The sequence below is a fragment of the Agromyces sp. 3263 genome (assembly GCF_031456545.1).
Classification (GTDB): domain Bacteria; phylum Actinomycetota; class Actinomycetes; order Actinomycetales; family Microbacteriaceae; genus Agromyces.
Genome location: NZ_JAVDUV010000001.1, coordinates 929852 through 945699, shown reverse-complemented (window position 1 = coordinate 945699; position 15848 = coordinate 929852). Strand labels below are relative to the sequence as shown.

13 protein-coding genes are annotated in these 15848 nt (G+C 70.2%); all 13 read left to right on the top strand.

What is annotated here, in order from left to right; all coding sequences use genetic code 11:
• Positions 1-58: 58 nt before the first annotated feature.
• The gene (locus J2X63_RS04255; RefSeq protein ID WP_309974228.1) at positions 59-3142 is read left to right on the top strand and encodes an efflux RND transporter permease subunit; all 3084 of its coding nucleotides are present in this window, start codon (positions 59-61) and stop codon (positions 3140-3142) included.
• A gap of 103 nt (positions 3143-3245) precedes the next feature.
• Positions 3246-3746 carry a bifunctional nuclease family protein gene (locus J2X63_RS04250; RefSeq protein ID WP_309974226.1) on the top strand — a complete coding sequence of 167 codons (501 nt, stop codon included), beginning with the start codon at positions 3246-3248 and terminating at the stop codon, positions 3744-3746.
• 9 nt (positions 3747-3755) lie between these two features.
• Positions 3756-5135: an FAD-binding oxidoreductase gene (locus tag J2X63_RS04245; RefSeq protein ID WP_309974225.1), complete on the top strand. Its 1380-nt coding sequence runs from the start codon at positions 3756-3758 to the stop codon at positions 5133-5135.
• On the top strand, positions 5132-6514 hold the full coding sequence (locus J2X63_RS04240) for a class I SAM-dependent methyltransferase (RefSeq protein ID WP_309974223.1): 1383 nt from the start codon (positions 5132-5134) through the stop codon (positions 6512-6514). Before J2X63_RS04245 ends, J2X63_RS04240 begins: the two co-directional genes overlap by 4 nt.
• 27 nt (positions 6515-6541) lie before the next feature.
• Entirely contained in the window at positions 6542-7336 is a 795-nt protein-coding gene (locus J2X63_RS04235; RefSeq protein ID WP_309974221.1) for an alpha/beta fold hydrolase, read from the top strand.
• 196 nt (positions 7337-7532) lie between these two features.
• Entirely contained in the window at positions 7533-8894 is a 1362-nt protein-coding gene (locus J2X63_RS04230; protein WP_309974219.1) for a Gfo/Idh/MocA family oxidoreductase, read from the top strand.
• A gap of 88 nt (positions 8895-8982) precedes the next feature.
• The gene (locus J2X63_RS04225) at positions 8983-9729 is read left to right on the top strand and encodes a FadR/GntR family transcriptional regulator (RefSeq protein ID WP_309974218.1); all 747 of its coding nucleotides are present in this window, start codon (positions 8983-8985) and stop codon (positions 9727-9729) included.
• A gap of 66 nt (positions 9730-9795) precedes the next feature.
• Positions 9796-11124, top strand: a complete 1329-nt coding sequence (locus J2X63_RS04220) for an MFS transporter (protein WP_309974216.1) — start codon at positions 9796-9798, stop codon at positions 11122-11124.
• An 83-nt stretch (positions 11125-11207) separates the two neighbouring features.
• Entirely contained in the window at positions 11208-12464 is a 1257-nt protein-coding gene (locus J2X63_RS04215; RefSeq protein ID WP_309974214.1) for a four-carbon acid sugar kinase family protein, read from the top strand.
• 153 nt (positions 12465-12617) lie between these two features.
• Positions 12618-13217 (top strand): dihydrofolate reductase family protein, encoded by a 600-nt coding sequence (locus J2X63_RS04210; protein ID WP_309974212.1) that lies wholly within the window; start codon positions 12618-12620, stop codon positions 13215-13217.
• 51 nt (positions 13218-13268) lie between these two features.
• Positions 13269-13604 (top strand): YciI family protein, encoded by a 336-nt coding sequence (locus J2X63_RS04205; protein ID WP_309974210.1) that lies wholly within the window; start codon positions 13269-13271, stop codon positions 13602-13604.
• Positions 13601-14842 carry an RNA polymerase sigma factor gene (locus J2X63_RS04200; protein ID WP_396133141.1) on the top strand — a complete coding sequence of 414 codons (1242 nt, stop codon included), beginning with the start codon at positions 13601-13603 and terminating at the stop codon, positions 14840-14842. The genes J2X63_RS04205 and J2X63_RS04200 overlap by 4 nt, the downstream gene beginning before the upstream one ends.
• A 43-nt stretch (positions 14843-14885) precedes the next feature.
• Positions 14886-15803, top strand: a complete 918-nt coding sequence (locus J2X63_RS04195) for an aldo/keto reductase (protein WP_309974205.1) — start codon at positions 14886-14888, stop codon at positions 15801-15803.
• The last annotated feature ends 45 nt before the right edge of the window (positions 15804-15848 follow it).

Sequence of the window (15848 nt, the reverse complement as noted above, 5' to 3'; positions counted from 1 at the left end):
GACGTCGGCTTCCCCCGCCCCGCCGTGCAACCCCCGTCGCCGATCCCAACGGAGTCCCATGTTCAGGCTGGCCAGATTCAGTCTCGCCAATCGTGCGCTCATCGCGCTCGTCACGCTCGTCATCGCCGGATTCGGCCTGTTCTCGATGACGCAGCTCAAGCAGGAGCTGATCCCGCCGATCGACCTGCCGCAGTCGCAGGTCGTGACGGTCGTCCCCGGCGCGAGCCCCGGGGTGATGGACCAGCAGGTGAGCCTCCCGATCTCGAACGCGCTGCGCGACCTCGACGGTGTCGAGTCCGTCGTGGCCACGAGCTCGTCGAGCGTGTCGAGCGTGTCGGTCGCGTATGCCTACGGCACCGACGCCGACGAGTTCACCGCGTCGCTGAACGAAGCGCTCGACGGCCTCGAGGGCACGCTGCCGGCGGATGCCGCGCCCGAGGTGGTGGGCGGATCGACGTCGGCCCTGCCCATCATGTTCCTCACCGCGAGCTCCGACGAGCTGTCGCTCGCGGAGCTCACGACCCAGCTCGAGGACGTCGTGGTGCCCCGCCTGGAGTCGATCGACGGCGTGCGCGCCGTCACCGTCTCGGGGGCCGAGACGCAGCGCGTCGTCATCGCGCCCGACCAGGCCGCGCTCGCCGGGTACGGCATCTCGCCGACGGCCATCTCGGGCGCCCTCGAGGCGAACGGCATGACCCTCCCGCTCGGCAGCGTCAGCGGCGACGGCACCCTCATGCCCGTGCAGGGCGGCGAGCCGATCGAGTCGCTCGACGCGCTGCGTGAGATCCCCCTCGCGTCGACCACGCAGCCGGGGGTCGTCGTGTCGCTCGGCGACGTGGCATCCGTCGACCTCGTGGCCGAGGAGCAGACGTCGATCACGCGCACGAACGGGGCCGAGGCGCTCTCGCTCATGATCACCGCAACGCAGGACGCCGACATCGTGGGCGTCACCCACGCGGTCGACGATGCACTCGCCGACCTGGGCGCCGAGCTCGACGACGTCGAGCTCACCGTGATGTTCAGCCAGGCGCCGTTCATCGAGGAGTCCATCCAGCACCTCGCGATCGAGGGCCTGCTCGGCCTGGTCTTCGCGATCGTCGTCATCCTCATCTTCCTGCTGTCGGTGCGCTCGACCCTGGTCACCGCCATCTCGATCCCGCTGTCGGTGCTCGTCACCTTCATCGGGCTGAACCTCGGCGGCTACTCGCTGAACATGCTGACCCTGGGTGCGCTGACGATCGCGATCGGCCGCGTCGTCGACGACTCGATCGTCGTCATCGAGAACATCAAGCGCCACCTCGGCTACGGCGAGGCGAAGCAGCACGCGATCCTCGCCGGCGTGCGCGAGGTCGCGGGCGCGATCACGTCCTCGACGCTCACGACCGTGGCGGTGTTCCTGCCGATCGCCCTCGTGGGCGGACTGGTCGGCGAGCTGTTCGCCCCCTTCGCCCTGACCGTGACGATCGCGATGCTGTCGTCGCTGCTCGTCTCGCTGACGATCGTGCCGGTGCTCTCGTACTGGTTCCTGAAGCAGCCGAAGAACGTGGTGGACACCGAGACCACGCGTCGCGAGGCCGAGGAGAGGGAGCACCGCGGCTGGCTGCAGCGGGGGTACACGCCCCTGCTGCGCGGCACGCAGAAGCACCCGGTGATCACGCTCACCGCGTCGGTGCTCCTGCTCGTCATCACCCTCGGCATGGTGCCGCTGCTCAAGGTCGACTTCCTCGGCAGCACCGGGCAGAACACGCTGAACCTCACCCAGACCTTCGACGACGGCACCGACCTCGCGACCATCTCGGCGGGCGCCGAGCAGGTGGAGGACGCACTGCTCGAGATCGACGGCGTCGAGGACGTCATGCTGACCGCCGGCACCGGCGGCGGCGTCTTCGCGATGATGGGCGGCGGCGGCGCCACCGCGACGTTCATCGTCAACACGTCGAAGGACGCCGACCAGGCGGCGCTGAAGGAGGACGTGCGCGCGATGCTCGAGGAGCTCGACGCGCCGGGCGAGGTCGAGATCACGGACGCCTCGGCCGGCATGGGCGGGCTCGGCGGCACCGTCGACGTCGTGGTCACCGCGCAGGACGAGGCCGAGCTGGCGGATGCCGCGGCCGACGTGTTCGCGGCCCTCGAGGACACGCCGAACACCGCCGAGGTCACGACCGACCTCGCGCCGGCGCAGCCGATCGTGCAGGTGACGGTGGACCGCACCGTGGCGCTCGAGCAGGGCCTCACCGAGATGCAGGTGCTCGGCATCGTGGCGGGCACGCTCTCGCCGCAGGCGGCCGGCTCGATCACGCTCGACGGCGAGGAGCTCGAGATCTACCTCGACGGCCCCGACGCGCCCGCGACCGTGGCCGAGCTCGAGGAGCTCATCCTGCCGACCGCCGCCGGGTTCGCACCGCTCTCGTCGGTCGCGACCGTCGAAGAGGTCACCGTCCCGACGTCGATCACCCGCCAGTCGGGCGACCTGACCGCGACGATCTCGCTCACGCCCGACGAGGGCGAGCTCGGGGCGGTGAGCGCGTCAGTGCAGCAGACCCTCGCCGACCTCGAGCTGCCCTCGGGCGTCACCGCCGAGGTCGGCGGCCTCGCCGAGACGCAGGCGCAGTCGTTCCAGCAGCTCGGCGTCGCCATGCTCGTGGCCATCGCGATCGTGTTCATGCTGCTCGTTGCGACGTTCCGCTCGCTGCTCCAGCCGCTGATCCTGCTCGTCTCGATCCCGTTCGCGGCGACCGGCGCCATCGCGCTGCTGCTCGCGACCGGCACGCCGCTCGGCATCTCGGCGCTCATCGGCATGCTGATGCTCATCGGCATCGTCGTGACGAACGCGATCGTGCTCATCGATCTCGTGAATCAGTACCGCAAGCAGGGCCAGTCGGTGGCCGACGCCGTGTTCAACGGCGCGCGGCAGCGACTGCGACCGATCCTCATGACCGCGCTCGCTACGATCTTCGCCCTGGTGCCCATGGCGCTCGGCGTGACCGGGTCGAGCGGGTTCATCTCGCAGGACCTCGCGATCGTGGTGATCGGCGGGCTCATCTCGTCGACGCTGCTCACGCTCATCCTCGTGCCGGTGCTCTACCGCCTCGTTGAGGGGCGGCGCGAGCGGCGGGCGCTCCGGAGGGCGCCGGCGGCCTAGCACTGCGGCACGCGCGACGCAGCCCCACCGCGAGGTTGGGCTGCGTCGCGCCGCTGCGACGTACGATGGCAGGACCACACCCGATCGCCAGACGGGAGGGGCCATGGTCCAGGTTCGCGTGCTCGGTGTCGCGCTGGATGCCGCGCGGCAGCACATCGTGCTGCTGAAGCCGCTGCTCGAGGAGCCGGGGGAGGGCCGGGTGCTGCCGATCTGGGTCGGTGCCCAGGAGGCCACCTCGATCCTCATCGCCGTGCAGGGCGAGCAGGCGCCCCGTCCGCTGTCGCACGACCTCATCACCACCCTGTTCGGCACGCTCGGCGCCCGCGTCGACCGGGTCGACGTGACCCGCATCGACGACGGCACGTTCTACGCCGAGCTGAGCCTGACGACGCCGACCGGCTCGCAGGTGCTCGACTCGCGCCCGTCCGACGCCATCGCGCTCGCCGTGCGCGTGCACGCGCCGATCTGGGTGGCCGACGAGGTGCTCGACGAGGCCGGCATTCCCGCCGAGATGGTCGACTTCGACCAGGACGACGAGGAGGAGAAGCTCGACGAGTTCAAGCGGTTCCTCGAGGACGTCGACCCAGAGGACTTCCAGGGATAGCGTGGGGTCGTGTCCGCGCCCGCGACCGACGCACGAACCGCTCACGCCCACGGCGTCGAGCGCCTGGTCGAGAGCTATCGCGCCGTGCCCGCGGCATCCGCGGTGCGCCTGGCCAAGCCCACGTCGAACCTGTTCCGGTCGAGGTCGGCGACGGATGCCCCGGGCCTCGACACGTCGGGGCTGACGCACGTCATCGCCGTCGACCCCGAGGCCCGCACGGCGGACGTGGCCGGCATGTGCACCTACGAGGACCTGGTCGCGGCGACCCTTCCCCACGGACTCGCCCCGCTCGTCGTTCCGCAGCTGAAGACCATCACCCTGGGCGGCGCGGTCACGGGCCTCGGCATCGAGTCGACGTCGTTCCGCAACGGGCTCCCGCACGAATCGGTGCTGGAGATGGACATCCTCACCGGCACCGGCGAGGTGGTCACGGCCTCGCCCGACGAGCACGCCGACCTGTTCCGCGCGTTCCCCAACTCGTACGGCACGCTGGGCTATGCGGTGCGCCTGCGCATCGAGCTCGAGCCGGTGCTGCCGTTCGTCGCGCTCACGCACGTGCGGTTCCACGACCTCGACGCGCTCGTGGCGGCGATCGACGGCATCGTCGCCACCGGTCAGCACGACGGCACGCGCGTCGACTTCCTCGACGGGGTGGTGTTCAGCGCGAACGAGGCGTACCTGTGCCTCGGCACGAAGACCGCGGCATCCGGGCCCGTCAGCGACTACACGGGCCAGCGCATCTACTACCGCTCGATCCGCCACGACGAGGGCGTGACCCACGACCGCCTGACGACGCACGACTACCTGTGGCGGTGGGACACCGACTGGTTCTGGTGCTCGGCGGCGTTCGGGGCGCAGCATCCGCTCGTGCGTCGGCTCTGGCCCCGGCGCTACCGGCGCAGCCGATCGTACGCACGGCTCATGCGGCTCGAGCGGCGCTTCGACGTCGGCGATCGCCTCGAGCGGCTCAAGGGGCGGCCCCCGCGAGAGCGCGTCATCCAGGACGTCGAGATCCCGATCGAGCGCACCGCCGAGTTCCTCGACTGGTTCCTCGCGAACGTGCCCATCGAGCCGATCTGGCTGTGCCCCCTGCGCCTCCGCGACGACGCCGCGTGGCCCGTGTACCCGATCGAGCCCGGCCGCACGTGGGTGAACGTCGGCTTCTGGTCCACCGTGCCCGTCGGCGCGACCGAGGGCGAGACGAACCGGCGGATCGAGGCCGAGGTCAGCGAGCTCGGCGGACACAAATCGCTGTACTCCGACGCCTTCTACTCCCGCGACGACTTCGACGCGCGCTACGGCGGCGACGACTACCGCGCGGCGAAGGCGCGATACGACCCCGATTCACGGCTCCTCGACCTCTATGCGAAGGCGGTGCAACGACGATGACCACGATCAAGGGCCAGCGGCCCGACACGACGGAGACCTCCGGATCGACGAGCCCCACCGATGCCGCGGGCGGGCCGGATGCCGCGAGCCACCCCGAGACCGCGCGCAAGCTGACGCTCGCCGAGATCCTCGAGATCTTCGCGGGCGGCCGCCTGCCGTTGCACTTCACCGCCTACGACGGCAGCTCGGCCGGACCGGCCGACGCCCCGTTCGGGATCGAGCTGAAGACGCCGCGGGGCACGACCTACCTCGCCACCGCCCGGGGAGACCTCGGATTGGCCCGCGCATACATCGCCGGCGACCTCGACATCCACGGGGTGCACCCGGGCGACCCCTACGAACTGCTGAAGGCGCTCGCCGACGAGCTCGTGTTCCGGATGCCATCGCCGCGCGTCATGGCGCAGGTGTTCCGCTCGGTCGGGGTCGAGCACCTGCGTCCGATCGCGCCGCCGCCGCAGGAGGTCCCGCCGCGCTGGCGCCGGGTCGCGGAGGGGCTCCGGCACAGCAAGTCGCGCGACGCCGAGGCGATCCACCACCACTACGACGTCTCGAACAGGTTCTACGAGTGGGTGCTCGGCCCGACGATGACGTACACCTGCGCCTGCTATCCGAACGCCGACGCCACGCTCGATGAGGCGCAGGAGAACAAGTACCGCCTCGTCTTCGAGAAGCTGCGGCTGAAGCCCGGCGACCGGCTGCTCGACGTCGGCTGCGGTTGGGGCGGCATGGTGCGCTACGCCGCCCGCCGTGGCGTTCGGGCGCTCGGCGTGACCCTCTCGGAGGAGCAGGCCTCGTGGGCGCAGCGGGCCATCGCCGAGGAGGGCCTCGCCGACCTCGCTGAGGTGCGCTACGGCGACTACCGCGACCTGGCCGAGGGCGGCTTCGACGCCGTCTCGTCGATCGGGCTCCTCGAGCACATCGGCGTGCGCAACTACGCGTCGTACTTCCGGTTCCTGCAGTCGCGGCTGCGCCCCGGCGGCCTCCTGCTCAACCACTGCATCACCCGCCCCGACAACACGTCACGTCCGTCGACGCGGGGATTCATCGACCGCTACGTGTTCCCCGACGGGGAGCTCACCGGCTCGGGCCGCATCATCACCGAGGCGCAGGACGTCGGGTTCGAGGTGCTGCACGAAGAGAACCTGCGGCCGCACTACGCGCTGACCCTCCGCGACTGGTGCGCCAACCTCGTCGCCCACTGGGATGAGGCCGTCGCCGAGGTGGGCCTGCCGACCGCGAAGGTGTGGGGACTCTACATGGCCGGCTCGCGGCTCGCATTCGAGTCCGGCGGCATCCAGCTGCACCAAGTGCTCGCAGTGCGGCCCGACGAGCGCGGCGGCGACGAGGACCTGCCGTTGCGGCCGTGGTGGACGCCCTGACGACCGGCCACCGGGAGAATGGCTGACATGGATGCCGCGCTGCCAGCCCTGACCGAGATGCCGTCGCCGCAGTTCGTGATGGCGGGCGACGGCCGCCGCATCGCCACGTACTCGTGGGGCGACGAGGATGCGCCGACGGTGCTCTGCGTGCACGGGTTCGCGTCGAGCTGCCGCGACAACTGGGTGAGCACGGGGTGGGTGCGCGACCTGCTGCGCGCAGGGTTCCGCGTGCTCGGCGTCGACCAGCGCGGCCACGGCGCGAGCGACAAGCCGCACGAGGCATCCGACTACAGCATGGACGCGTTCGTCGACGACCTCGTCACCGTGCTCGACACCTACCTGCTCGACACCGTGCGATACGCGGGGTACTCGCTCGGTGCGCGCGTGGGCTGGCAGCTCGCGGTCAACGTGCCCGAGCACGTCGAGCGCGCCGTGCTCGGCGGCATCCCCGACGGGCGCCCCCTCGCGCGGCTGCAGATCGAGCAGGCGCGCGCGTATGCGGAGCACGGCACCCCCGTCGAAGACCGGGTGACGCAGAACTACGTGACGCTCGCCGAGCGCGTGCCGCACAACGACCTGCGCGCGCTCATCGCGCTCGCTGAGGGCATGCGGCTCGGCGACGCCGATCCCGACCCGGCCCACCCGCCGATGCAGCAGATCCTCTTCGCGACGGGCAGCGAGGACGCGATCCTCGAGCGGTCGAAGCGGCTGGCGGATGCCACGCCGAACGGCACGTTCGTCGAACTGCCCGGCCGCCACCACTTCAACGCGCCGGGGTCACGTGTGTTCCGGCAGGCCGCCGTGGAGTTCCTGGCCGGCTGAGGCCGGTTTCACACCGACAATCCGGCGCCTGTGGGCGACGGTGGTGCTCGGAGCGCCCGCGGCATCCGGGATGCGCGCTTGACAGATGGTCAGACCATCCATACACTCGATCTATCGCGATGATGGTCTGACCATTCATCCAACAGATTTCAGGCCCGGCGTCCATGTGCCCGGGAGATCTACAAAGGAGTGGTCCGTGAATCTCTTCACGCTCATGCAGCAGCGCACCGCCCAAGCGGGGCCCATCCGCGTCGGCGTCATCGGCGCCGGAAAGTTCGCCTCGATGTTCCTGACGCAGGCCGTCGGCAGCGACAACCTGCACGTGGTCGGCGTGGCCGACATCAACGTGCCCAAGGCGAAGGACGCCCTGGAGCGCACCGGGTGGCCGGCCGAGCGCTACGCGGCGGCCTCACTCGACGAGGCCGCGCGCACCGGCGGCACCGCGGTGATCGACGACTCGACCGCGCTCATCACGCACCCGGCCGTCGAGGTGATCCTCGAGATCACGGGCAACCCGCTCGTCGGCACCTATCACGCCGTCACCGCGATCGACCACGGCAAGCACGTGATCATGGTCAACGTCGAGGCCGACTGCATGGTCGGGCCGATCCTGCAGCGCCGCGCCCAGGCGGCCGGGGTCATCTACGCGATGGCCTACGGCGACCAGCCCGCCCTCATCTGCGAGCTCGTCGACTGGTGCCGCACGGTCGGCTTCGACGTCGTCGCCGCCGGCAAGGGCACCAAGTACCTGCCCGAGTACAACTACTCCACGCCCGACACCGTGTGGAACTACTACGGCTTCACGCCCGAGCAGCTCGCGAGCGGCGACTACAACCCGAAGATGTTCAACTCGTTCCTCGACGGCACGAAGTCGGCGATCGAGATGGCGGCCGTCGCCAATGGCACCGGCCTCGTCCCGCAGGACGAGGGCCTGCTCTTCCCCGCGGCGAGCAAGGACGACCTGCCCACCGTGTTCCGCGAGAACCGGTTCGCCGGCGGCAGCCTGACTCGACGCGGCACGGTCGAGATCGCCTCGAGCATGTACCGCGACGGGCGCGAGGTTCCCGACAACCTTCGCTGGGGCGTCTACGTCACCTTCGAGGCGACCACCGACTACGCCGTGCAGTGCTTCAAGGAGTACGGCGTGCACACCGACGAGACCGGGCGCTACGGCTCGCTCTACCGCCCGTACCACATGATCGGGCTCGAGCTCGGCGTCTCGATCGCCTCGGCGGTGCTCCGCCGCGAGCCGACCGGCGCACCGACCGGGTTCCGCGGCGACGTCGTCACGACCGCGAAGAAGGACCTCCGCGCCGGCGACACGCTCGACGGCGAGGGCGGCTACACCGTCTTCGGCAAGCTCGCGCCCTCGCACATCTCGCTCGACCGCAACGCGCTGCCCCTCGGCCTCGCATACGGGGCGAAGCTCATCCGCGACGTCCCGAAGGACCAGACGGTCTCGTGGGACGACGTCACGCTCGACGAGACCCAGTTCGCCGTGCAGATCCGGCGGCAGCTCGAGACCGAGTTCCGCGCCGAACACGCCGTCGCCGCCTGAGCCCGGTCAGACCGTCGGACCATGGAAACTACGATGGAGACACTGACATCCACTCGAGGTGGACTTCGGCGACCGGAGGGGTTCGATCATGGCGACGAACGGCGAGGGCTGGGAGCCGGTCCAACGCATCCGCACGTACGAGCAGGTGATGGCGCAGATCGAGGAGCGCATCCTCGACGGGCGCCTCAAGGCGGGGGATCACCTGCCGAGCGAACGGGAACTCGCCGTCTCGCTCGGGGTGTCCCGGCCGTCGCTCCGCGAATCGCTCCGGGTGCTCGAGGCGCTGGGCGTCGTCGAGATCCGTCGCGGCGGTGGGCCGGATGGGGGAGCAGTGCTCCTCTCGACGCCCGGCGACGGGATGGTCAACCTCCTCAAGCTCCAGATCGCACTGGCGCAGTTCAGCTGGAACGACGTGCTGGAGACCCGACTCGCCCTCGAGGCCTGGAGCGTGGAGGAGGCCGCATACCGTTCAGATGACGACGACCACCGCGCCCTCGCCGCGATCCTCGACCGGATGGACGACCCCGGGATCGACTCCTCCGAGTTCAACCGGCTGGATGCCGCCTTCCACATGCGGATCGCGGAATCGACGGGGAACGCCCTGACCGCGCACCTCATGGGCTCGTTGCGTACGGCGATCCATCGGCAGATGGTGCAGATGTACGCCGAGCTCGAGGACTGGCGCGAGACCGCCAAGACCGTCCGCCGAGAACACCGCGAGATCCTCCAGGCGATCGTGGCCGGCGATGGGCCGGCCGCTGCCGAACACGTGCAGCAGCACATCACCGACTTCTACAAGATCAACGCTCACCGCGGGAACGCAGCCCGGACCTAGTCCACGGTTCGCTCCCGAGGGAACGGGCCACGACCGGCCCAGTATCAAGGGAGATATGAACCGATCATGACGACCATGACCATCGACCCCCAGGTCCGAGCCAGGAACGGCTCACCAGACAAGCTGCGCACCGCCATCGGCAGTGCCGTCGGCACCACCATCGAGAACTACGACTTCCTGGCGTACGGCACGGCCGCCGCGCTGTACTTCAACACCGTGTTCTTCCACGCGGAGGACCCGGTGGTGGGAGTCCTGCTCGGCTTCGCCACCTTCGGCATCGGCTTCGCGATGCGCCCCCTCGGCGGCGTCATCGGCGGCTACCTCGGCGACCGCATCGGCCGCAAGCCGGTACTGGTCGGCGCGCTCCTCCTGATGGGCATCTCCACCGTGCTCATCGGCATCCTGCCGACCTACGAACAGGTCGGGCTGCTCGCTCCCATCCTCCTCGTGCTCATCCGCGTCATCCAGGGCATCGCCTTCGGTGCGGAGTGGGGCGGCGCGATCCTCATGACGTTCGAGCACGCGCCATGGAAGCAACGAGGCAAGTACACCGCGATCCCGCAGGCCGGCGTGCCGCTCGGTCTCCTCCTCGCCAACCTCGTCTTCCTCTGGTCGACGAACCTCGACAACGAGCTCGCGTGGCGCCTGCCGTTCCTGCTGTCGTCGGTGCTCATCATCGCCGGCCTCATCATCCGCGCGAAGGTCTCGGAGTCGCCCGAGTTCATCGACACCAAGACCGCGGGCCTTGTCGTGAAGAACCCCCTCAAGGAGGTCTTCAAGAACGACTGGCGCACGATCCTGCGGGTCATCGCCCTGCGCCTCGCGGAGTCGGGCGGGTTCTACGTGATCGTCACCTACATGCTGTCGTACCTCACGACGGGTGATGACCCGATCACCGACCGGGCGACGGCGCTCACCGGCCTCGTCACCGCCGCGGCGATCGGACTGTTCACGACCATCCTGTTCGGCGCGCTGAGCGACCGGGTCGGACGCAGGCCGATGTACTTCTTCGGCACCATCCTGCTCATCGCGTTCGCCTTCCCGATGTTCCTGCTCGTGAACACGGGCCTGCCGTATCTGATCGTGTTCGTCTACATCATCGCGATGTCGATCATCCACGACTCGCTGGCCGGCACGCAGGGCGCGTGGTTCTCGGAGCTGTTCAGCACGAACATCCGCTCGTCGGGCGCCTCGATCGGCTACCAGTTCTCGGCGGCGATCTCGGGCTTCATCCCGCTCATCGCCACAGCCGTCGCCGTGCCGCTCGGCTGGGGCGGCGTGGCCTGGGTGTACCTCGGCTGCGGCCTGCTCGGCCTCATCGGCACCCTGCTCACCCGCGAGACCTGGGGTCCGAAGGACCGCGCCCGGGTCGACGAGATCATCGCCCAGGCGTGAAGCCCCGGACGGGCCGGCCCACGCGCCGGCCCGTCCGCCGCGGGCATCCGCTCCGTCCCCTCGCTCCCGATCAAGGATTCACCATGAAGACCATCGTCCTGGACGACGACCCCACCGGCACGCAGTCGGCCACGGGCGTCACCGTGCTCCTCGAAAGCGACGCCGACCTGCTGACCGACGCCCTACGGAATGCCGACAGCGTGTACGTGCAGACCAACAGCCGCGCGCTCGACGAGCCGACCGCCGTGGCGCTGGTGCGAGGCATCCGCGCCGACGGGGAGGAGGCCGCCCGTCGCCTCGGCGACGAGGTGCGCTTCGTACTCCGTGGCGACTCGACCCTCCGGGGCCACGTCTTCGCCGAGACCGAGGTCTTCCTCGACGACGGCGCAGTCATGCTCTTCGTGCCGGCCTTTCCCGACGGCGGGCGCACGACCCGCGACGGCGTGCATCTCGTCCGCGTCGACGGCGTCGACGTGCCCGCCCACGAGAGCGAATACGCGGATGACCCGGTGTTCGGGTTCTCCACGGGCGTGCTCGTCGACTACGTCGCCGCGAAGTCGGGGCGCACGGGCGTGTCAGTCCCGCTGTCCGCCGTTCGCGGTGACGGCCCGTCACTGGCCGACACGATCGCGAACGCGCCGGCCGGCACCGTCATCGTGCCCGATGCGGTCGACGCCGAAGATATCGCCGCCATCGCCCGCGCCGTGGAGGCGACGACGACGGCGGGAGTCGACGTGGTCGTGCGCTGCGCGGCACCGCTCGCGGCCGAACTCGCCGGCGTCGCGAGCCGTTCCCTGCTCGAGGCGCCCCTGATCCCGGAACCGGGCCCCGTGCTGCTCGTCTGCGGCTCGCACACTGCCGGCGCGACCGCCCAGCTCGCGCCGCTCGTCGCGTCGTGGGGCGCTCCCGCCGTCATCGACACGGACGCCGCCCTCGCCGAGCCGGCGTCCGCGGGGTGGACGGCAGCCGAGGCAGCCAGAGCACACCTCGCCGTGCATCCACTCGCCATCGTGACGAGCGAGCGCGACCGGTCGGCCATGCACAACACGCTCGCACACGGTGAGAAGGTGATGGCCGCGCTCACCACCGCAGTGCGCACGCTGCTTCCCGAGGTGGAGGTCGTCGTGTCGAAGGGCGGCATCACGTCGGCGGAAGTGGCCCGCGTCGGCATCGGCGCGACGTCGGCCGTCGTGGTGGGGCAGGTGCTGCCCGGGGTGTCGGTCTGGCGACTCACTACCCACGACGGCCGCGAACTGCTCTATGTCGTCGTCCCCGGCAATGTCGGTGCTCCCGATACCCTCGTGCGCGTGCTCGACTCGCTGGGGCTGCGCGCCGCCTGAGTCGGACCGGATCGACGGTCCCGCCGCCACGTCGATACGCTCGCCGATATCGGCTCGAGAATGTCGGGGCAGTGCTGTCGCATCCGGCTCCTCCTGTTCGTAGCAGGGGTGAGAGGTCGCCAGAGGGGGCGGCCCGAGAGAGGGACCACGATCATGAAGCTGATCACCAACACCCAGATCACCGTCGACGGCGTGATGCAGGCGAACGGCGGGAACAACCCCGAGCTCGACCCCGGATTCGACCGGGGCGGCTGGGCGATCCCGGTCGGCGACGAGGAGTCGGTCGGCTACATCGCCGACTTCTACCAGCGGGCCGACGCGTTCCTGTTCGGCCGGCGCACCTTCGAGCTCTTCGCCGGGTACTGGGGCGTTCGGGACGCGAGCGAGAACCCGTTCTCGGGCGCCCTGAACACACGCCCGAAGTACGTCGCATCGAACACGATCACCGACCCGGGCTGGGCGGACTCAACCGTGCTCTCGGGAGACCTCGAGGCCGCCATCCGGGACCTGAAGGCCCAGCCGGGCGGCGAGCTGCAGGTGCACGGCAGCGGCCAGCTCATCCGGTGGCTGCTCGAGCACGAGCTCGTCGACGAGATGACGCTGATCGTCTGCCCGGTCATCGTCGGTGGCGGTACTCGACTGTTCCCCGAGTCGGGCAGGGACTTCGCCCTCGAGCTCCTCGAATCGCGCACCTTCCCGACGGGCATCACGGTGCAGACGTACCGACCCGCCGGGCGTCCGCAGTACGCGTAGCACGCGGCATCCGTCGCACAATGGCAGCTGAACCGCACTCGGAGGTGTGAGATGCAGTACCTGGTTTCCGTGATCGACCACCGGACCAACTCGGGCACGCCCGAGGAGGCGGTCGCGATCGACGCGTTCAACGACCGGCTTCGGGCGGGCGGCCATTGGGTGTTCGCGGCCGGCCTCGCCGACCCGAGCACGGCGACGGTCATCGACGGCCGAGGCGACGAACCCGTCTTCACCGACGGACCGTTCATCGAGTCGAAGGAGCACATGGCGGGCCTCTGGATCATCGAGGCGCCCGACCTCGACGTCGCGCTCGCGCTCATGGCCGACGGGTCCAAGGCGTGCAACCGACGGCTCGAGGTGCGGCCGCTCCTGGGCCCGGAGGACTGATCGACGCCCGAACGGCGATCACCCGGGCGCACCACGAGGAGTGGGCCCGGGTGGTCGCCTCACTCGCCAAGCGCTTCGGCGACCTCGACCTCGCCGAGGAGTCGTCGGCCGAGGCGTTCGCGACCGCCGTCGAGCGGTGGCCGGCCGACGGCGTGCCGCCGAACCCCGGCGCGTGGCTCACCACGACCGCCAATCGCAAGGCGATCGATCGGATCCGGCGCGAGCACAAGCGTGCCGACAAGCACCGGGAGGCACTGATGCTGACCGACCACGACCCGCCCGAACCGCTCGGCGTCATCGATGACGACCGGCTCCGGTTGGTCTTCACGTGCTGCCACCCGGCCCTGGCGATGGAGGCACGGATCGCGCTGACGCTCCGCCTGGTCGGCGGCCTCACCGTGCCGCAGATCGCCGAGGGATTCCTCGTGCAGGAGCGCACCATGGCGCAGCGCCTCACCCGGGCCAAGGGCAAGATCGCCGCCGCCGGCATCCCCTACCGGGTGCCGTCGGCACGGGATCTCCCAGCGCGCATCACCGGCGTGCTCGCCGTGCTGTTCCTCGTCTTCAACGAGGGATACCTCGCGACCGGCCCCGACACCGACCCGGTGCGTGCCGACCTGACGGCCGAGGCGATCCGGCTGACGCGGCTGATCCGTGAACTGCTCCCCGACGACGGCGAGGTGGTCGGCCTGCTGGCGCTGATGCTGCTGACGGAGGCACGCCGCCCGGCTCGCCTCTCTGCCGCAGGCGAACTCGTGCCGCTTGCGGAGCAGGACCGCCGGCTGTGGGATGCCGCGCTGATCGAGGAGGGGCACCGGCTGGTGCGCGAGCGCCTGGATTCGGGCGCGGCTCCCGGTCGCTACCAGCTGCTGGCGGCGATCAACGCGGTGCACACCGATGCCTGCGACGCCCGCGACACCGACTGGTCGCAGGTCGTCGCCCTGTACGACCAGCTGCAGCGACTGGATGCCTCGCCGATCGTCGCCCTCAACCGTGCCATCGCGGTCGGCGAGCTCGAGGGGCCGGATGTCGCGTTGAGGGCCGTCGACCGGGTGGCAGACGCGCTCGACGGCTATCACGCGTTCCACGCCACGCGTGCGGAGCTCCTGCGCCGGCTCGGGCGTCGAGCGGAGGCGCGCACCGCCTACGACCGGGCGATCGCGCTCGCCGGCAACACCGCCGAACGGGCCCACCTGTCACGCCGACGCGACGAACTGGGGTCGTCCGGTCGAGAATGAGGAGGACCCAGCAGTGCTCGAGGACTTCTCGCCAGGAGGAACCATGGAGTTCAACCCCGTCGGCACGACCGGCATCACCGTGTCCGATCTCTGCGTCGGCACGAGTCCCCTCGGCGGCATGCCGCAGACGTACGGCTACGGGGTCGACGAGGACCGGGCCATCGCCACGGTCGAGGCCGTCTTCGAGACCCCGATCAACTTCCTCGACACGTCGAACGAGTACGGCAAGGGGGAGAGCGAGCGGCGCATCGGCGTCGCGATCGAGCGGGCCGGCGGACTTCCCGACGGGTTCGTGCTGGCCACCAAGGCGGACCCCGACGGCCGGGACTTCTCGGCCGCGCGCGTGCGCCGGTCGTTCGAGGAGAGCTGCGAGCGGCTCGGCGTGGAGCGGGTCGACCTGTTCCACCTGCACGACCCCGAGCGGTTCGCGTTCGAGGAGATCACGGCCCCGGGTGGGGCGCTCGAGGGCATGCGACAGCTCAAGGAGGAGGGGCTGGTCACCGCGATCGGCGTTGCCGGCGGTGACCTCGAGGCGATGGAACAGTACGTCGACCTGGGCGTGTTCGACGTGCTGCTCAACCACAACCGGTTCACGCTGCTCGACCAGTCGGCGAGCCCCCTCATCACCAAGGTGGTCGAGCTGGGCATGACCTACCTCAACGCCGCCCCCTATGCCAGCGGCCTGCTCGCCAAGCCGCTCGACCAGAAGCCGCGGTACCAGTACCGCGAGCCCGACCCCGAGGTCATGGCACGCACCGAGCGGCTCCGGGCGCTCTGCGACTCGTACGGGGTCGACCTGGCCGCCGTCGCCCTGCAGTTCTCGACACGCGACGCGCGAATCACGTCGACCCTCGTCGGGGTCTCGCATCCCGACCGGGTGCGCGAGCTCGTCGCGAATCGCGAGGCCGTGATTCCCGACGAGCTGTGGGCCGAGGTCGCGGAGCTGACCGCGGGCGGCTGATCGTCGGGTCGGCGCACCCTCGTCGGGTCGGCGCACCGACGTCGG